Origin of the sequence: Bordetella bronchialis (assembly GCF_001676705.1) — a bacterium.
GTDB classification, from domain to species: Bacteria; Pseudomonadota; Gammaproteobacteria; order Burkholderiales; family Burkholderiaceae_B; genus Bordetella_C; species Bordetella_C bronchialis.
In genome coordinates this window covers 1,861,726-1,879,890 of the sequence record NZ_CP016170.1, presented here as the reverse complement: position 1 = coordinate 1,879,890, position 18,165 = coordinate 1,861,726, and the positions used below count along the sequence as shown (strand labels likewise).

At 67.7% G+C, this 18,165-nt stretch carries 18 protein-coding genes; 4 read left to right on the top strand and 14 right to left on the bottom strand.

The window, feature by feature from the left end:
- Positions 1-19 precede the first annotated feature (19 nt).
- The 5 genes from BAU06_RS27020 to BAU06_RS08365 form a co-directional block, all read right to left on the bottom strand.
- Entirely contained in the window at positions 20-352 is a 333-nt protein-coding gene (locus BAU06_RS27020; RefSeq protein WP_066358468.1) for a helix-turn-helix domain-containing protein, read from the bottom strand.
- A gap of 783 nt (positions 353-1,135) precedes the next feature.
- Positions 1,136-2,242: a patatin-like phospholipase family protein gene (locus BAU06_RS08380; protein WP_066346958.1), complete on the bottom strand. Its 1,107-nt coding sequence runs from the start codon at positions 2,240-2,242 to the stop codon at positions 1,136-1,138.
- Between the two features lie 4 nt (positions 2,243-2,246).
- Positions 2,247-3,041: an ABC transporter ATP-binding protein gene (locus BAU06_RS08375; protein WP_066346955.1), complete on the bottom strand. Its 795-nt coding sequence runs from the start codon at positions 3,039-3,041 to the stop codon at positions 2,247-2,249.
- Position 3,042: 1 nt separating this feature from the next.
- Positions 3,043-3,933, bottom strand: a complete 891-nt coding sequence (locus tag BAU06_RS08370) for an ABC transporter permease (RefSeq protein ID WP_066346952.1) — start codon at positions 3,931-3,933, stop codon at positions 3,043-3,045.
- Positions 3,934-3,948: 15 nt separating this feature from the next.
- A complete protein-coding gene (locus tag BAU06_RS08365; RefSeq protein WP_066346949.1) occupies positions 3,949-4,938 on the bottom strand; it encodes an ABC transporter substrate-binding protein in 990 nt (329 codons plus the stop codon).
- 277 nt (positions 4,939-5,215) lie between these two features.
- Here BAU06_RS08365 and BAU06_RS08360 point away from each other — a divergent pair, with 277 nt between their 5' ends.
- Entirely contained in the window at positions 5,216-6,172 is a 957-nt protein-coding gene (locus BAU06_RS08360) for an aldo/keto reductase (RefSeq protein ID WP_066346946.1), read from the top strand.
- A gap of 4 nt (positions 6,173-6,176) precedes the next feature.
- On the opposite strand, the gene BAU06_RS08355 is transcribed toward BAU06_RS08360, so the two are convergent.
- The 9 genes from BAU06_RS08355 to BAU06_RS08315 all read right to left on the bottom strand — a co-directional run bounded on the left by BAU06_RS08355 (position 6,177) and on the right by BAU06_RS08315 (position 16,010).
- The gene (locus BAU06_RS08355) at positions 6,177-7,151 is read right to left on the bottom strand and encodes a Bug family tripartite tricarboxylate transporter substrate binding protein (protein WP_066346944.1); all 975 of its coding nucleotides are present in this window, start codon (positions 7,149-7,151) and stop codon (positions 6,177-6,179) included.
- 155 nt (positions 7,152-7,306) lie between these two features.
- Positions 7,307-8,848, bottom strand: a complete 1,542-nt coding sequence (locus BAU06_RS08350; RefSeq protein WP_066346942.1) for a malonate--CoA ligase — start codon at positions 8,846-8,848, stop codon at positions 7,307-7,309.
- Complete coding sequence (locus tag BAU06_RS08345) at positions 8,845-9,681, bottom strand: enoyl-CoA hydratase/isomerase family protein (RefSeq protein ID WP_066346940.1); 837 nt, start codon at positions 9,679-9,681, stop codon at positions 8,845-8,847. Before BAU06_RS08345 ends, BAU06_RS08350 begins: the two co-directional genes overlap by 4 nt.
- A 107-nt stretch (positions 9,682-9,788) precedes the next feature.
- Positions 9,789-11,135 carry a malonyl-CoA decarboxylase domain-containing protein gene (locus BAU06_RS08340; RefSeq protein ID WP_082993573.1) on the bottom strand — a complete coding sequence of 449 codons (1,347 nt, stop codon included), beginning with the start codon at positions 11,133-11,135 and terminating at the stop codon, positions 9,789-9,791.
- Positions 11,083-11,868 (bottom strand): GntR family transcriptional regulator, encoded by a 786-nt coding sequence (locus BAU06_RS08335; protein WP_231934070.1) that lies wholly within the window; start codon positions 11,866-11,868, stop codon positions 11,083-11,085. Before BAU06_RS08335 ends, BAU06_RS08340 begins: the two co-directional genes overlap by 53 nt.
- Before the next feature lie 273 nt (positions 11,869-12,141).
- Positions 12,142-12,912 carry a class I SAM-dependent methyltransferase gene (locus BAU06_RS08330; RefSeq protein ID WP_066346936.1) on the bottom strand — a complete coding sequence of 257 codons (771 nt, stop codon included), beginning with the start codon at positions 12,910-12,912 and terminating at the stop codon, positions 12,142-12,144.
- A gap of 8 nt (positions 12,913-12,920) precedes the next feature.
- On the bottom strand, positions 12,921-14,102 hold the full coding sequence (locus BAU06_RS08325) for an acetyl-CoA C-acyltransferase family protein (protein WP_066346934.1): 1,182 nt from the start codon (positions 14,100-14,102) through the stop codon (positions 12,921-12,923).
- A 122-nt stretch (positions 14,103-14,224) separates the two neighbouring features.
- Positions 14,225-14,599, bottom strand: a complete 375-nt coding sequence (locus tag BAU06_RS08320; protein WP_066346932.1) for a tautomerase family protein — start codon at positions 14,597-14,599, stop codon at positions 14,225-14,227.
- 145 nt (positions 14,600-14,744) lie between these two features.
- Positions 14,745-16,010 carry a class I SAM-dependent methyltransferase gene (locus BAU06_RS08315; protein ID WP_156770182.1) on the bottom strand — a complete coding sequence of 422 codons (1,266 nt, stop codon included), beginning with the start codon at positions 16,008-16,010 and terminating at the stop codon, positions 14,745-14,747.
- Between the two features lie 193 nt (positions 16,011-16,203).
- Here BAU06_RS08315 and BAU06_RS08310 point away from each other — a divergent pair, with 193 nt between their 5' ends.
- The 3 genes from BAU06_RS08310 (at position 16,204) to rpmG (ending at position 18,160) form a co-directional block, all read left to right on the top strand.
- Complete coding sequence (locus tag BAU06_RS08310) at positions 16,204-17,349, top strand: multidrug effflux MFS transporter (protein ID WP_066358463.1); 1,146 nt, start codon at positions 16,204-16,206, stop codon at positions 17,347-17,349.
- 368 nt (positions 17,350-17,717) lie between these two features.
- The gene (rpmB, locus tag BAU06_RS08305) at positions 17,718-17,954 is read left to right on the top strand and encodes a 50S ribosomal protein L28 (protein ID WP_066346922.1); all 237 of its coding nucleotides are present in this window, start codon (positions 17,718-17,720) and stop codon (positions 17,952-17,954) included.
- A gap of 35 nt (positions 17,955-17,989) precedes the next feature.
- Positions 17,990-18,160: a 50S ribosomal protein L33 gene (rpmG, locus tag BAU06_RS08300; RefSeq protein ID WP_066346920.1), complete on the top strand. Its 171-nt coding sequence runs from the start codon at positions 17,990-17,992 to the stop codon at positions 18,158-18,160.
- Positions 18,161-18,165: the final 5 nt, after the last annotated feature.

Here is an 18,165-nt window from a genome sequence, read left to right as displayed (position 1 = left end):
CGCCGCGCCGGACCGCGCCCTACTCCTGGGTGACCAGTTCGCCGACGAACACGTATCCCATGCCATGGACGGTATGCAGCGGCAGGCGTTCGCCGCTTTCATGCACCTTCTTGCGCAGGCGGCTGATGGCCACATTGACCGAACGCAGGTTGGTCGCGGTCATGAATTCGCTCATGGCGGCACGCGACAACTCGCGCTTGGGGTTGTCGAGCAGGCAAATGAAGCAGGCGCGCTCCGTGCCGGTCAGGTGGATACGCTTGCCGGCCGGGGTGATCAGCACCCAGCCCTGGTACAGGACGCGCCAGGGGTCGCGGACGGCCAGGGGGCGGGAAGCGGCATCCCGGCCAGCCAGGCCGGCCGCGGACACGGCCGCGCCATGCAGGGCGTAGCCGCCGGGACGGCCGGGCGCGGCGCCGATCAGCCCGGCGATGTCGGCGGAGCCCACCAGCCCCACGGCGTTGGCCGGCGCGGCCGTCCGCGCGCCGGCGCCGGCCCCCAGGGGGCCGGACGGCACCGCGCCAGCCGCCACGGCGGACGTGGCGGCTGGCGCGCCGGCGGACAGGGGGCGGCGCCGCCGGCGCTTGGCGCGGCGCGCCTGCGCCCGCAACAGCGCGGCCAGTTCGGTGGCCTCGTAGCGGCGATCCAGGCACAAGTGGGCGCCTGCCTGCAAGGCGTTCAGGCGGGTCTGCTGCGCGGCGTCGGGGGCCTGCAGCAGGATGCCCGCGCCGTACTGGGCGCTCAGGCGCGGCAGCACGGCATCGACCACCTGCTTGACCGGCGCGCTGGCGCCGACCAGGACCAGGTCCGGATCGCGCAGATCCAGCCACTGGAACAAGCCCGCCGCGTCGCGGCAGCCGTGGACGTGAAAACCCAGCCGGGCGAGCAGATGGACGGTGCGATTACGGGTTTCGTCGTCCGGTTCCCAGAGGGCAAGCGAAAGCGGCGCATTGTCGGTTGCGTTGCACGATTCCATGACATTCCACAAGGTTGCGAAGGATGATCGATGTGCAGCGAAAACTACCATTGTGATTCCCGGCATTTCCCGATTGCGCGTCAATTCAGACCAATCCCGCACAAGCGGTGGCGATCTGGCCGCATAACGGCGCCCCGCGGGGGCGCGGCCGGCAGGGCCTGTTCAGGCCCGGTGGATATCGTGGGTCACGAAGCGCTGGCCTTCGCCCGGCAGGTCCAGCAAGCCGGGCCGGGCCAGCGTGGCGCGGATATCGGTCAGGCCGGAAGCCCAATGGTCGCGCATGGCCTCGGTACCGAACTCGTAATCCTTGGAGTGGCGCTCGTAGTTCTTGGAGTCGTAGACCATGTTGACGACATTGATCGCCGGGATCAGCGCGTCGCGGCGGATCTCCGCCAGTTCCGGCGCATTGCGCCTGGCGGGCGGCAGCAGGGCCAGCAGGCGCTGCAGGTCCTCGCGCAGCTTGATATTGCGCTTCAGCGTATCGGTGACGAGCCGGGTGCGGCTGGAATACTGGATGTCCTTGCGGCGCTCTTCCACTTCATCCATGTTGGTCGGCAAGGGGCCGCGCGCCGGCCACAAATCCACCTGGAAGGCCAGTGTGTCGCGCATGGGACTGGCCGACAGCACGTAATACAGCGGCGTGTTCGATACCAGGCCGCCATCCCAGTAGTATTCGCCATCGATTTCGATGGGCGGAAAACCGGGCGGCAAGGCGCCGGACGCCATGACGTGATGCGGCGTCAGCTCGATCTGCGTGCTGTCGAAATACGAAAAATTGCCCGTGCGGACGTTGACCGCGCCGAAACTGGCGCGCACCGACCCGCTGTTCAGCAGGCGGAAATCGACGTAGGTCCGCAAGGTTTCAAGCAACGGCGTGGTGTCGTAGTAGCTGGTGGCGGCGATGCCCTGCTGCCAGAACGGCGGCGGAACGCGCGGCTTGAAGAAACCCGGCTGTCCATGCAACAGGGCCGAGGCCGCCGCCAGGCGGCCGTTCATCCATTCGCCCCAGGGCAGCGCCTCGTAGCCATAGCTGCGGCAGATGGTTTCCCAGAAGCCGCGCAGGCGCTGCACGCGTTCGTCTTCCGGCGAGCCGGCGATGATCGCGGCGTTGATGGCGCCGATGGAAATACCCGCCACCCAGTCCGGCCGCAGGCCGTGTTCGTGCACGCCCTCGTACACGCCGGCCTGGTAGGAACCCAGCGCGCCGCCGCCCTGCAGCACCAGCGCCACGGTGCCGTATGCGCATTTCGCGCGCTTGGATGCGGCCATGGCGTCAGCCCAGCAGCAGGGCGTCGTCGGACAGTTTTTCGCCCCGCACGCGTTCGAACATGGCCAGCAGGTCCGGCACGGTCAGGCCCTTGCGCTCCTGGCCGGAGACATCGAGCACGACCTGGCCCTGGTGCAGCATGACGGTACGTTCGCCGACATCCAGGGCCTGGCGCATGCTGTGCGTGACCATGAGCGTGGTCAGGCGGCTTTCCGCGACGATGCGGGCGGTCAGGCCGAGCACGAAATCGGCGGTACGCGGGTCCAGCGCGGCCGTGTGTTCGTCCAGCAGCAGCAGGCGCGAAGGCTGCAGGGCCGCCATGAGCAGACTGACCGCCTGCCGCTGGCCGCCCGACAACAGGCCGATGCGGTCGCCCAGGCGATTTTCCAGGCCCAGGCCCAGCGTGGCCAGGCGTTCGCGGAAGACCTGCCGCATGGCGGGCTTGACGGCATGGCGCAGGCCGCGCCGCGCCCCGCGCGCCTGGGCCAGCGCCATGTTTTCTTCGATGGTGAGCTCTTCGCAGGTGCCGGCCATGGGATCCTGGAAGACGCGGGCGACATATCCGGCCCGTGTCCAGGTCGGCTGGCGCGTCATGTCGATGCCGTCGATTTCGATGCGCCCGCTGTCGATGGGCTGGTCGCCCGACACGGCGTTGAGGAAGGTGGACTTGCCGGCGCCGTTCGAGCCGATGACGGTGACGAACTGTCCCGTGGGAATATGCAGCGACAGTCCCCGCAGCGCCCGGGTTTCGATGGGCGTGCCGGCGTTGAAGGTGATGTGCAGATCGTGGGCGGTCAGCATGTCAGGCTCCCTGTCCGCCGCGGCGGCGCCGGCGCAGGCGCGGTATGACGAGCGCGATCGTCACCAGCACGGCCGTGACCAGGTTCAGGTCCTGGGCCTGCAGGCCGATGAAATCGATGTTCAGGGCCAAGGTGACGAAGAAGCGGTACACGATGGCGCCCAGGATGACGGCCAGCGTGGCCAGCGCGATGCGCCGCGCCGGCAGCAGGCTTTCGCCGACGATCACGGCGGCCAGGCCGATGACGATGGTGCCCAGGCCCATCGAGATATCCGCGCCGCCCTGCGCCTGTGCGAACAGCGCCCCGGCCAGCGCCACCAGCGCGTTGGACAAGGCCATGCCGCCCAGGATCAGGCGTCCGGTGTTGACTCCCTGCGAACGGGCCATGCGCGGGTTGGCCCCGGTCGCGCGCATGCCCAGCCCCTGCTCGGTCGACAGGAACCAGTCCAGCAGCAATTTGCAGACGACGACCACCACCAGCAGGATCGCGGGACGCGCCACGTAGTCGCTGAGCCACGCGGGCTGCAGCAGGGTGAAGACCGTGGGCTCGGTGATCAGCGGAACGTTGGGCCGCCCCATCACGCGCAGGTTGACCGAGTACAAGGCGATCATGACCAGGATGCTGGCAAGCAGGTCCATGATGCGCAGCCTGACGTTCAGCCAGCCGGTCAGGCAGCCGGCCACGGCGCCGGCGACGATCGCGCAGCCGGTGGCGGCAAAGGGGTTGAAGCCCGCCGAGATCATGGTGGCGGCCACGGCGGCGCCCAGCGGGAAGCTGCCATCGACCGTCAGATCGGGAAAACGCAGCAATCGGAAGGAGACCAGCACGCCCAGCGCGACCAGGCTGAAGACCAGGCCTACCTCCAGTGCGCCCAGCAAAGAGAACAGGGACATCGTCGCGGCTGCTGCTTACTTGATGACCTGCGCGGCCGATTTGATCAGGGCTTCGGGCAAGGCCACGCCTTGCGCCTGCGCGGCGGCCGGATTGATCATGAGCTGCACCTTGTTCACGGTGGTCGACGGTATGGCGCCCGGCTTTTCGCCCTTCAATATGCGCGCCACGACTTCGCCCACCTGCTGTCCCAGCTGGTAGTAGTCCACGCCCTGCGCGGCGATCGCGCCGCGCTTCACGCTGTCGTTGTCGGCCGCGACCAGCGGGATCTTGGCGTCGTTGCCGACCTTGACCAGCGACTCATAGGCCGAGACCACGTTGTTGTCGGTACTGGTGTAGATGACATCGACCTTGCCGATGAGGCTGCGGGCGGCGGCGGCGACGTCCACCGTGCGCGGCGCGGCGGCCTCCACCAGGCTCATGCCCGCCTTGGGCAGCAATTCCTGCATCTGCTTGATCACGACCACGGAATTGGCTTCGCCGGGGTTGTACACCATGCCGACGCGCTTGGCATTGGGCACGACCTTGCGGATCAGGTCGATCTGCCGTTCCACTTCCAGCGCGTCGGAGATCCCCGTCACGTTGGTGCCGGACGGCCCCATGGACGGCACCAGTTGCGCGGCCACCGGATCGGTTACCGCGGCATAGACCACGGGAATGTCCTTGGTGGCGGCGACCACGGCCTGCGCGGCCGGCGTGGCGATGGCAACGATGGCGTCGGGCCGGTCGCCGACGAATTTGCGCGCGATCTGCGCGGCGGTGCCCGTATTGCCCTGCGCGCTCTGGTACTGCCACTTCAGGTTCTTGCCGGCGTCATACCCCTTGGCCTTGAGGGCGTCCTTGACACCGTCGCGCACGGCATCCAGCGCGGGATGCTCCACGATGGCGATGACGTCCACCGACTTCTGCCCCGCAGGGGCGGCCAGGGCGGCTCCGCCCGAACACAGCGTGGCGGCCAGCGCGACGGCGGCGGCGACAGCTTGCACGGCGGATTTTTTCTTTGACATAAAAGCAGGCTCCTCGACCATGGATAACGCCTGGAACGGGCGCGGCGCGCGCGGGGCCGCGGCGGCCTGGGGACCGCCCGTCCCCAAAAACGCATAGTCTAACTTGGCGACGTGGGCGCTCAGGCGCGGGAAATCCCTGAACTTCCAGGTAAGTACATCGTCCCGCCTTTCGGCCGATATACTTGCCCGAAAGAATCAGAACCAGAACAAGAAAAATCTGATGACTTGCCCGACTTTGTCTGACAAGCATGACAACCATCGATGAGAGCGACCGACCATGCAACAACGTCAATTGGGCCGTTCCGGCCTTTCCGTTCCTCCCCTGGCCTTCGGCGGCAATGTATTCGGCTGGACCGTCGGCGAGGCGGACGCCTTCTCCCTGCTGGACGCCATGGTGGACGCCGGGCTGAACTTCATCGACACCGCGGATGTGTACTCGCGGTGGGCGCCGGGCAATCGCGGCGGCGAATCCGAGGTCATCATCGGCAAGTGGCTGGCCAAGTCCGGCAAGCGGGACAAGGTTGTCATCGCCACCAAGGTCGGCATGGAAATGGGGCCCAAGGCGAAAGGGCTGTCGCCCGCCTACATCGCCCGCGCGGTGGACGACTCCCTGGCGCGCCTGCAGACCGACTACATCGACCTGTACCAGTCGCATCGCGACGATCCGGACACGCCGCTGGCCGACACGCTGGGCGCCTACGGCAAACTGCGCGAGCAAGGCAAGATACGCGCCATCGGCGCGTCCAACTACACCGCCGCGCGCCTGTCCGAGGCGCTGATACTGAGCGAGCGCAACGGCCTGCCGCGCTATGAATCCATCCAGCCCGAATACAACCTGTATGCGCGCGAACCCTACGAAAGCGGCCTGCAGGCCGTGGTCACCGCGCAGGGCCTGGGGACCATCAACTACTACGCGCTGGCCAGCGGCTTCCTGTCGGGCAAATACCGCACGGCCGCCGATGCCGGCAAAAGCGTGCGCGGCAAGAAGATCGTCGAGACCTACCTGAACGAGCGCGGCCAGCGCATCCTGGCCGCGCTGGACCAGGGCGCGGAGGCCACCGGAGCGACCCCCGCCCAGGTGGCGCTGGCCTGGACCATGGCCCAGCCCGGGATCACCGCCCCGATCGCCAGCGCGACCTCGCTGGCGCAACTGGACGATCTGGTGAAGGCGGCCTATCTGCAACTGCCGCCCGAGATCATGCGCTCGCTCGACGAAGCGAGCGCATGGCGTTGAGCGGCTAGTCCAGGGACACGCCCGAGTCCTTCACCACCTTGCCCCAACGGGCCACTTCGTCGTCGACGAATTTGCCGAAGGCGGGGCCGGTCAGGGCGGGCGTGGCCGAGCCGTTGGACGCCCATTGCTCCTTGAGCTTGGGCGTATTCAAGGCCGTGGTGACTTCGCGGATCATGCGGTCGACGACCGGCTGCGGCGTGCCCGCCGGCGCCCACAGCGCGTACCAGGTGGAAACCTGGTAGTTCATGACGCCCGCCTCGGCGGCGGTCGGGACATCCGGGAAGGACGGCGAGCGCTGCGCGGCGGCCACCGCCAGCGGCTTGATGCTGCCCGCGCGGATGTGGCCGGAGGACGATCCCAGGCCGTCGAAGGCCAGGTCCACCTGGCCGCCGATCAGCGCCGAGAGCATGGGCCCGGCACCCTGGTACGGCACGTCCACCAGCTGGATCCCCGTTTGCATGGCGAACAGTTCGCCGGCCAGATGGTGGGTACTGCCCTTGCCCGCCGTGCCGTAGTTGATCTGCCCGGGGCGCGCCTTGGCATAGGCGATGAATTCCTGCAGCGTCTTGACGGGCAGCTTGGACGGGTTGATCACCACCACCTGCGGCGGCTGCGCCAGCAGCGCCACCGGGACGAAGTCCTTCTGGATGTCATAGCTGAGCTGCTTGTACAGCGCCGGCGCGACGGCATGATGCGCACCGCCCATGAAAAAGGTGTAGCCGTCGGGCCTGGCCTTGGCGGCCACGGCGGCGCCCACGGTGCCGCCCGCGCCGCCCTTGTTGTCGATGACGACGGTCTGGCCCAGTTGGTTGCGCAGTTGCTCGGCCAGGGGACGGGCAAAGGTATCGGTGCCGCCGCCGGCGGGAAACGGCACGATGATGGTGACGGGGCGCTCCGGCCAATCGGCCGAGGCCGGGGTTGCCAGGACAAGCGCCAGCAATGCGGCGGCCAGCGCCGCGAACCTGGTACGGTAAGCCATGATGTTCTCCTCCGGGGTGCTGCGTAGGATGGGTTTCGCCCATCGGTCGGCGCGGGGCGCCGCGGCGCCCGCTGTTGTATGAATCCTTACGCACATCGGTACGGGTGGTGTCTAAGGCGGCGGTCTCCTTGTCGAATCGATGAAGCGGGCGGCGATCAAAGCTGCCCGTAGGTGTCGCGCAATACGTTCTTCTGCACCTTGCCCATGGTATTGCGCGGCAGCTGGTCGGTCACGTGCACGCGCTTGGGCACCTTGAAATTGGCGATGCGGTTCTTGAGCTCGCCCTGGATGGCGGCCGGATCCAGCCGGGCCCCCTTGCGCGGCACCACCACGGCGACGACGGCCTCGCCGAAATCGGGATGCGGCACGCCGATGACGGCCGACTCTTCCACGCCCTGCATATCGTCGATGACGGACTCGATTTCCTTCGGATAAACGTTATATCCGCCGGAGATGATCAGGTCCTTGCTGCGGCCCACGATGCTCAGGTAGTCGACCGGCACGGGACTGCCGTTGATTTCGCCTCCCCAGCGGCCCACGTCGCCGGTCTTGAACCACCCGTCCTCGGTGAATTCCTCGCGCGTCTTTTCCGGCATGCGCCAATAGCCGGAGAACACGTTGGGTCCGCGCACCTGGATGTTGCCGATCTCGCCGGGCGGCAGCTTGCGGCCGGCATCGTCGACGACGCGTACCTCCACGCCGGGCAGCGCCTTGCCGACCGTGCCGCCGATGCGCGCGCCTTCGACGGCGTCATAGGGGTTGGACGTCAGCATGACGGTTTCGCTCATGCCGTAGCGTTCCAGGATGGTGTGGCCGGTCCGGCCCTGGAAGGTAACGAAGGTTTCCGTCAGCAGGGGCGCCGAGCCGGAGATAAACAGCCGCATGCGGGCGCAGGCCTCGCGGCCGAAGCGCGGATCCGCCAGCAGCCGCACATAGTAGGTCGGCACGCCCATCATTACGGTGCTCTGCGGCAGGTAGCGCAGGGCCTGGTCCACATCCAGCTTGGGCAGCCAGATCATGCGCGCGCCCGCCAGCAGCGCGCCGTGCGAGGCGACGAACAGCCCGTGCACGTGGAAGATCGGCAGCATATGCAGCAGCACGTCGTCGGCGCGCCAGCCCCAGTACGTGTGAAGCACGCGCGCATTGGAGGCCAGATTGCCGTGCGACAGCATCGCGCCCTTGCTGCGGCCGGTGGTGCCGGACGTGTACAGGATGGCCGCCAGGTCGTCTTCGGCGCGCGCCACGGTCTTGAAACGCTGGGACAGCTTGCCAGCCGCGTCCAGCAGCGTGCCGGTGCGGTCGTCGTCCAGCGTGTAGACGTGCGCGACGCCGGACCGGTCGGCCAGCTTTTGTATCCATGGCAGGTTGGCGCTGGAACACACCACCACCGAGGGCTCGGCATTGCCCAGGAAGTATTCGATCTCGGATTCGCGATAGGCGGTATTCAACGGCAGGTAGACCAGGCCGGCGCGCAGCGTGGCCAGATACAGCAGCAGTGCCTCCGGGGACTTTTCCACCTGGACCGCCACGCGGGCGTCCTTGGGCAGGTCCAGGGACGTCAGCAGATTGGCCAGGCAGGCGCTGGCCCTGTCGATATCGTCCCAGGTGTAGCGCAAGGTCGGCGTCTCGATCGCGACCTGGCTGCGATCGCGCGGAAAACCCGTTTCGAGTACCGCGTACAAATTGGCATTGCTCACTCTTTCCAGTCTCCGGTGAATGTCGGCGCTTCGCCCGCCAGAAAGGCGCGCACGCCTTCCCGGTGGTCGCGGCTCTCCGCATAAGAAAAAAAGCGTTCGTACTCCTGCTCGCTCAGCGGTTCGTCGCGCGACAGGCGCGCCGCCATGTGCTTGTTCAGGCTGGCGGCGCGCGGCGCGCCCCCAAGGATGCGGCCCACGCAACGTTGCAGTTCGTCATCCAGGCCGGCATCGTCGACAACGCGGGTCAGCAGGCCCTTGGCATACGCTTCCTGCGCGTCCAGGATGCGGCCTTCCAGCAGCAGTTCCAGCGTCACGGCACGGCCGGCCACGTTCAAAAGGCCGCGCATTTCGTCCGGCGCCATGGGAAAACCCAGGCGATTGATGGGCGCGCCCAGGCGCGCCGTGCGCGCGGCGATGCGCAGGTCGCACTGGCAGGCGATTTCCAGGCCACCGCCCACGCACACCCCTTCGATGCGGGCCACCACGGGATGGGGGCAGGCCTCGATGGCGCGCAGCGCGGGGGCGAGGATGTCGCGGTGATAGCGCACGACCGCGGCGGTGTCGCCGCGTTCCGTGGGGAACTCGCGGATATCCGCGCCGGCCGCGAAATGGCCGTCTTCGCCGCGCACGACCACGCAGCGCAGCGCCCGGTCGGCGGAAAGCTCCTGGAACAGCGTCGCCAGCTGCCGCCACATGGCCACCGTGATGGCGTTCATGCGGCCCGGGTGGGACAGCGAAACGTGCGCCACCGCGCCTTCGCGGCGGCACGTCACCTGCCCCGCGCCGCGGCGCGGGGCGGGGGGCGGATCTAACGGCGGATCGGCGAGCGTCATGTCCCTTGTCTTTTTATATCCGGCCCGGGCAATGTGCCGGATTGTGCTTCACCCCGGGGCGGTTCGTACAGCGGTTTCACGCCCCCCTCTTTTACCGGCCCGCCGCGCTACCCTATCTTCGCGATGAGGCGGCTGACGGCGGGCTTGCCGGCATTGAGACGGCCCAGGTTGTCGTCGAGTTCGTCCAGTTCGTACAGATAGTTGACCATCAGCGCGGCCGATTGGGCCAGGCCCTTGGCGGAACGGTCCGCGCCCCAGTTGATGCGTTCGATGCGCGCGCCGTTGCCCAGGTGGAATCGCGCCACCGGATCCAGCGGCGCGCCGCCCTTCATCGATTGCAGATAGGCCGCGGCCAGCTTCATGCCGGCCCGCTGCACGACCTCGCCGCCGCCGCGCGGGCTGGTGGCCGCCTTGCGCAGCCGCGCCAGCCAGCGCGCGCCGTCCGGCACGCCGCGGCGCGCGCGCTCGCGGGTCTTGTCGCGCACGATGTCTTCCACCTCGTCGGCATTCAGCTTGCCCAGCCAGTCCGCGAAGCCCGGGATGGGCGACAAGGTGGCGAAGGACTTCAGCTTGGGCAGTTCCGACAGCAGCTGGTCGATGACGCGCTTGAGCAGGAAGTTGCCGAAGCTGATGCCCCGCAGCCCCGGTTGCGTATTCGAAATGGAATAAAAGATCGCCCAGCGGGCCTTGTCCAGGTTCTGCGGCGGCTGCGCCGTATCCAGGACCGCCAGCACGTCGTCGGCCATCTGCGGCGCGAAAGCGACCTCGACGAAGATCAGCGGCACGTCGGGCATCTGCGGATGGAAGAAGGCATAGCAGCGCCGGTCTTCCGCGACGCGGTGCTTCAGGTCGTCCCAGGACTGGATCTCGTGCACGGCCTCGTACACGATGAGCTTTTCCAGCAGCGACGCGGGCGAATCCCACGTCAGCCGCCGCAGGTCCAGCAGGCCCACGTCGAACCACGCCGAAAGCAGGCTTTCCAGGGTCTTGTCCAGCGCCTGCAGACCCGCCACCTGCTTGCGCCAGCGCAGCATGTCGGCGCGCAGGCCGACCAGGAAACGCAGGCCGTCGGGCTGGTTGTTGAAGCGCCGGAACAGCCGGCCGTTGGCTTCGTCCGGTTGCTCCTGCGCCGCGCTGGCGGCCGCCAGCAGGCCCAGCATCGTGCGGCGGACCTTGCCTTCCGCGCCGGTGTAGGCCTGGCACCAGGCATGGGCCAGCCGGTTCGCCGCCACGTCGGTCAGGCGCGGCGTGAACAAGGGCCGCAGCGCGGCCTGGTCCGGAAAGCGGTCGCGTTCCCACAGGCGGCCCAGGCGCGCCATCAAGCCGGCTTCCGCCTCGGGCTTGTCGGTGTCCAGGTCCGACTGCGGCGGCACGGTCGCGAGGTCGCGGCGCGGCATGGCCTTATCCAGCAGGCGCGCCGCGCGCGCGGGAACGAGCGGTTCTGGAACGGTCATGGGCGAGCTCCTTGGCAGGGGTGGCGGCGGACTTGCCGGCCGCGGCGGACCGCGGTTTCGCCGGCTTGGACGCGGCGGGGACAGGCTTGGACGGGCGCGCCGCTGGCGCGGGCGCCGGAACGATAGTGCCCGACGCGCCGGCGCGCCGCTCCATGGCATGCAGCGCATCGAGCTGGCGCAGCAGATGCTTGCGCGCGACGGCTTCGGCGCGTTCGGGGTCGTGATCGCGTATGGCGGCGAAAATCGCCATGTGCTCCGCGCAGGACGCGCGCATGCGCCCCGGCAGCATCAGGCTCTTGTGGCGCGACAGGCTCAGCACCTTGCGCAGGTTGCCGATGGTTTCCGACAGCCAGCGATTGTCGGCGAGCGCCTGGATGGCCTCGTGGATGACGTAGTTGGCTTCGTAATAGGCATCGATGCGGCCGGCCGCCGCATGCGCCTGCAGGGTCTCGTGCAGCGCGGCCAGCCGGCGGATGTCCTGCGGGCCGGCCTTGCGGGCGGCCTCGAAGGCGCAGCGGCCTTCCAGCATGGCCATCAGGGGAAAGATGTCGTCCAGGTCCCGCATGGACAGCTCATTGACGAAACAGCCGCGCCGCGGCTCCAGGCGCACCAGGCCTTCGCTGGCCAGCAGCTTGAGCGCCTCGCGCAGCGGCGTGCGCGAAATGCCCAGCTGCGCCGCCACCCGCAGCTCGTCCACCCATTCGCCCGCGGCCAGGGCTCGCGAACGGATCATTTCCCGCAGGCGCTGCGCGGCTTCCAGGTACAAGGCCTGGCGCACGATGGGCTGGGGCGACGCGGCGATCTCGGCGGGAGCGTTCACTGGGCCAACATCCATAAAGGGTCTGGACAGATCCGGGGGCTCGCCCCCGGGGCAGCAGCGGTGCCGGCCGGCATAAGCCGTGCCACGCCGCCGCGAACCCGGGCCGGACGGCCGGCTCGTAATTCATAATTATGGCTGGCTTATCTTACACCGGGCGCCGCGCCCGGCAAGCATCTTTTTGGCCGGCTAATACGCCAGCCGTCCCTCGCGCGCCTGGCCGATCAGCGCGCGCGCCCAGCGGCGCGCCGGCAAGCCATACAGGCCCTCTACCACGGCGGCACGGTCCAGCAGCGCCTCGACCGGGATATCCAGGGGCGGCCCGGAAAACGCCAAGACGATGCGGTTGCCCGCATCGATTTCCGGCAACAGCGCGAGGCGGCCGTCGAAAGCGGCGGACAGATTGTCGATATTGCGCGGGAAGCTTTCGTGTTCGCCGAACAGGTTGACCGCCAGCACGCCGGTGTCGCCCAGCACCCGGCGGCAATCGCGATAGAAGCGCACGGAATCGCGCACCGGCCCGCGCGCCTGCGCGTCATACAGATCCACCATCAGGATGGGGCAGCGGCCGGCGTTGGCCGGATCCTGCACCCACGCGCCCGCGTCGGCTTCCTCTACCACCAGACGGGGCGGCCCGGGCAGACGGAAGAATGCATGGCAGATCGCGGTCACGCGCGGATTCCACTCCACGGCCACCACATCGCTGCGGGTGCGCTTCACGCAGAAACGCGCCAGCGAGCCGGCGCCCAGGCCCAGCAGCCCGATGGCGCCATCCTTGGGCGGCTCCATGAACAACAGCCAGGACATCATCTGGCCGGTGTACTCCAGGACCAGCTCCGTGGGATCCGCGATACGCATGGCCCCCTGTATCCAGGGACTGTCGAAATGCAGGTAGCGGACGCCGTCCGATTCGGAAAGAGTGGGAACGTCCGGCACGGACGGCATGGCGCGTGGTGGCATAGGCGGTGTCAGATGCGCTCGAAAATGGCGGCAATGCCCTGCCCGCCGCCGATGCACATGGTGACCAGGGCATAGCGCCCCTGGATGCGCTGCAGTTCGTACAGGGCTTTGATGGTGATGATGGCGCCGGTCGCGCCGATGGGGTGTCCCAGCGAAATGCCGCTGCCGTTGGGGTTGACCTTGGCGGGATCCAGGCCCAGTTGCCGCGTGACGGCGCAGGCCTGCGCGGCAAAGGCTTCGTTGGACTCGATGACGTCCAGCTGATCCACGCCGATGCCCGCCCGCTTCAGCGCGGCTTGGGAGGCCGGCACCGGCCCGATGCCCATGTAGGCCGGGTCCACGCCCGCGTGCCCGTAGGCCACCAGCCGCGCCAGGGGCTGGACCTTGCGCCTGGCGGCCGTCTCGGCGCTCATCAATACCACGGCCGCGGCGCCATCGTTGATGCCGCTGGCATTGCCGGCGGTGACGGTGCCGTTTTCCTTCTGGAACACCGGCTTGAGCTTGCCCAGGGCATCCGGGTCGACATCCCGGCGCACGTGCTCGTCCACCTCGAAACGGGTCTCGCCCTTGCGTGTCTTGATGACCACGGGAACGATCTGCTCCTTGAAGCGCCCGGCGTCGATGGCGGCGGCCGCGCGGCGGTGCGATTCCAGCGCCAGCGCGTCCTGATCGGCGCGGCTGACTTCATACCTGGCGGCCACGTTCTCGGCCGTGATGCCCATGTGGACGCGGTCGAACGGATCGGTCAGCGCGCCCACCATCATGTCCGACAGCGTGGCGTCGCCCATGCGCGAGCCCCAGCGCTGTCCCGGGGAGATATAGGGACCGCGGCTCATGTTCTCCGCCCCGGCGCCGACGGCGATCTCCGCATCGCCCAGCATGATGGTCTGCGCGGCCGATACGATGGCCTGCAGTCCGGAGCCGCACAGCCGGTTGACGTTGAAGGCGGGCGTTTCCTTGGCGATGCCGGCATTCAGGGCCGCGACGCGCGCCAGGTACATATCGCGCGTCTCGGTATTGATGACGTGGCCGACCGCGACGTGGCCGACTTCCGCGCCGTCCACGCCGGCGCGCGCCAGGGCCTCGCGGATCGCCGTGCTGCCAAGGTCGATGGGCGGCACGTCCTTGAGCGCGCCGCCGAAGGTGCCCACCGCGGTCCGGGCGCCGGCGGCAATGATGACTTCTTTCATGATGGCTCTCCTGTGAGCGCCGGCACGGAACGCTGCAAGGCCGCGACGGCTGTATTCGGTGAAGGCGATACTCGGTGAAGCAAGGATCCTGCCGTTGCCGGGGCCCGCAACCGGGCCGGAACTCAGCGCCCCGACGCCTTGGCGCTGACGCCGTTGGCCATGCCCATATCGGTGTTCGGCACGTCGTCCACCAGGACGCGGACCTCGTCGCCCGATACGCCCAGCGTTTCGCAGGCCGCGGCGTTCAATGCCTGGTACAGCGCGTTCTTCTGCGCTTCCGTGCGGCCGGCGATCATGTGCACGTGAAAGACCACCGACTGCCGGCCGACCTCGCCGCCGACGATGATGTGCTCGGGCGCGATCTCGTGCAGCATGATGCGCACGCTGCGCAGCGGCGCATCCAGGCTGTCGACCACGGCCTGGGTCGCGCCCTTGAGCAGGGAGGTTTTCTTGCCGGCCGGCCATCCGGACAGGACATGGACGTGAAGAATGGGCATGGGGTTTCCAGGACGATGAAGGAAAAAAGAACGCCGCGCTGCGGCGGCGTTCCGCGGTGCCATGCCCGGTGCGGGCAGCGGCGGCGATGTCGGGACGCGCTTCGGGTATGGTAATACGGTTGCGGCGCGTGCCGTTTGACCGGTGTCAGGCGGCGGTGCCGGCGTAGATGTAATCCCGCCGCCAGGGATAGGCCAGGTCCGCCGGATGGTCGAGCTCGTCCGAACGGCCGGTGGCCAGCGACTGCCCCAGCACCTGGTGCAGGGCGATCCAGCCGTGCTCGAAGGCCATGGCGCAACCGGCCAGGTACAGCCGATAGGCGCGCAAGGACTTCGCGCCCTGCTCGCCCGTGAGTATCTTGGCCGCGGCGTCCAGCTGGCTTTCCAGGCTATCGCTCCAGGCCCACAGGGTGCGGGCGTAGTGCGGGCGCAGGTTTTCGATATCCGTGCCTTCCAGGCCGCCTTCCGCCATCGCCGCCAGCACGTTGCTGATGTGCGTCAGCTCGCCGCCGGGGAAGATGTATTTCTCGATGAAGTCGCCCATGCCGCTGCCCAGCTGCGCGTTATGCACGCCGCCCGCCGTGATGCCGTGGTTCATGATCAGGCCGCCCGGGCGCAGCAGGCGGCGCAGCTTGGCGAAATACTCGGGCAGCTGCGCGCGCCCGACGTGCTCGAACATGCCCACCGACGAGATCTTGTCGTAGGGCCTGCTCTCGTCCAGCTTGCGATAGTCCAGCAGTTCCATGCGCACGCGGCCTTGCAGGCCTTTCTCCTGGATGAGCCGGTTCACATGGGCGTGCTGGTTGCGCGACAAGGTGATGCCGGTGGCATCCACGCCGTAGTTCTCCGCGGCCCACAGCAGCAGGCCGCCCCAGCCGGCGCCCACATCCAGGAAGCGCTCGCCGGCGGCCAGGCGCAGCTTGCGGCAGATGTGGTCCAGCTTGGCTTCCTGCGCCTGCGCCAGGGTCATGCCGGGCGTACGGTAGTACGCGCAGGAGTACACGCGCCGCGGGTCCAGCCACAGCGCATAGAAGTCGTCGGAAAGGTCGTAGTGGAATTCGATCTGCTTGGCGTCGCGTTCCACCGAATGGCGCTGCACCGAGACCATGCGGCGCATGAAGTTCTGGAACCAGCCGCCGCGCTCGGCCTGCATGGGGGAATTGGGCAGCAGTTCGGCGGCCGCGCGCATGACGTCGTGCATATTGCCCTGGATGTCCACCAGCCCTTCGACATAATCCTGCCCCAGGACGCCGACCTCGCCGGCCGCCAGGTGCGCCAGCGCGGCCTTGCTGCGCGCGGTGAACTTCACTTTGGGATTCGGCGCCCCCACCTTGGTGCCGTCCGGCATTTCCAGTTGAACAGGGATCGAAACGGATTCCAGCTTGCGTCCCACCGCAGACAACACAGGATTCACGACAGTCAACCTCGCAAGAAATAACCTGCGGACTTTATCGGAATTTGTTTCCGATTTGAACCGCGCCCGGGCATGTTACATTTCCGGGACACATTCACGGCCGAATCCCCTTCGGCGTCTCCGCCATTCAGGCAAACGTCAATAAATGTCCCTTTACCTGCCTACCCGAGGCTTGCCCGGCTGGCTCCTGCTGATGGGCGCGCTGACGGCCATCGGGCCGTTTTCCATCGACCTTTACCTGCCCGGGTTTCCCGCCATCGCGGCCGGCCTGAACGTCGGCCAGGGCGATGTCGAGCGGACCATGGCCGCCTACCTGGTCGGCCTGTCGGCGGCGCAGATTTTCTACGGCCCGCTGGCCGACCGCTATGGACGCAAGCCGCCGCTGCTGGTGGGCCTGTCGCTGTACATCGTCGCGTCCCTGGGCTGCGCGCTGGCCGTCGATATCGAGAGCCTGACGGCATGGCGGGCGGTGCAGGCGCTGGGCGGCGCGGCGGGCATCGTGATTCCCCGCGCCGTGATACGCGACCACTACGAGACCCAGGAGGCCGCGCGCGCCATGTCGCTGCTGCTGCTGATCATGGGGCTGGCGCCCATCCTGGCCCCGCTGGTCGGCGGCCAGCTGCTGTTGCTGACAGGGTGGCGCGGGATCTTCGGCCTGATGCTGGCCGCCGGCGTGGCGCTGATGGCGGCCATGCTGTTCATCATGAAGGAATCGCTGCCGCCCGAACGCGTGATCCGCCTGCATTGGCGCACGATCGCGCGCAATTACGGCGAGCTCCTGCGCCACCGGGGCTTCATGGCCCACAGCCTGGCGGGCGGACTGGGGCAGGCCGGCATGTTCGCGTATATCGTCGGATCGCCGCGGGTCTTCATCGAACTGTACGGCGTCGATCCGCAGCACTACGGCCTGCTTTTCGGCCTGAACGCCGCCGGCCTGATCGCCGGCTCGCAAGTCAGCGCGCGGCTGTTGCGCCGCATGGCGCCGCAGACCCTGCAGCGCCGCGCCCTGGTCACGCTGGCGCTGGCCAGCCTGGCGGCCGTGCTGCTGACGCTGGCCGGCTGGATGACACTGCCGCTGCTCATGCTGTGCCTGATCGGGTACATGAGCAGCCAGGGTTTCGTGAACCCCAATTCGGCGGCGCTGGCCCTGGCCGAACAAGGCAAGCGCCTGGGGGCCGCATCCGCCCTGCTGGGCACGCTGCAATTGTCCTGCGGCGCGCTGGCCGGGCTGTGCGTCAGCCTGTGGCAGGCCGACACGCCCCTGCCGCTGACCGGCGTGCTGGCGGCCTGCGCCTGCCTGTCCTGGCTGTCCGGCCGGATCGCGCGGGCCGGCACTTGATCGGCTGGCTTTTTTCATAGTAGAATCGCAGGCTTACGAATTTACCCGTGCCAGCTACTATGCTTTGTAGCCGGGCACTTCCACCCCGCCGATGCGTAACCGGTCGAAGGGGCGGCGGGCACAAGCACTTGGGCCGGTTCCCAAGGTTGCCAGTGATGGATGCAAGGCATGGATGCGAGCCATGGATACACACCATGCGATATGCGCCACGCCCCACGACAGGCAACGCAACAGGAACCACGCATGGCAGCCACGGCGCCATGCGAACGGCCCGGCATCCTGGATACGGGATGGCCAGCACCCTGCTGGCGGCTAGCCTCCCGTCCTGCAAGCCATACGCGGCAGCATTGAATTCCTGAGGTGAAATCATGGCACGCGTATGCCAAGTAACGGGCAAGCGCCCGATGGTGGGCAACAACGTTTCCCACGCCAACAACAAGACCAAGCGTCGCTTCCTGCCCAACCTGCAATCGCGCCGTTTCTTCCTCGAAAGCGAAAACCGCTGGATCACGCTGCGCGTCAGCACCAAGGCCCTGCGCACCATCGACAAGAAAGGCATCGACGCCGTTGTCGCCGAACTGCGCGCCCGCGGTGAATCGATCTAAGGCATCCCCGCCCACAGACTATCCAGGAGTACGACATGGCAGCCAAAGGCAACCGCGAAAAGATCAAGCTCGAGTCGACCGCCGGCACGGGACACTTCTACACCACCACCAAGAACAAGCGCACGATGCCGGAAAAAATGCTGATCAAGAAGTTTGATCCGGTCGCGCGCAAGCACGTGGACTACAAGGAAACCAAGCTCAAGTAATCGAG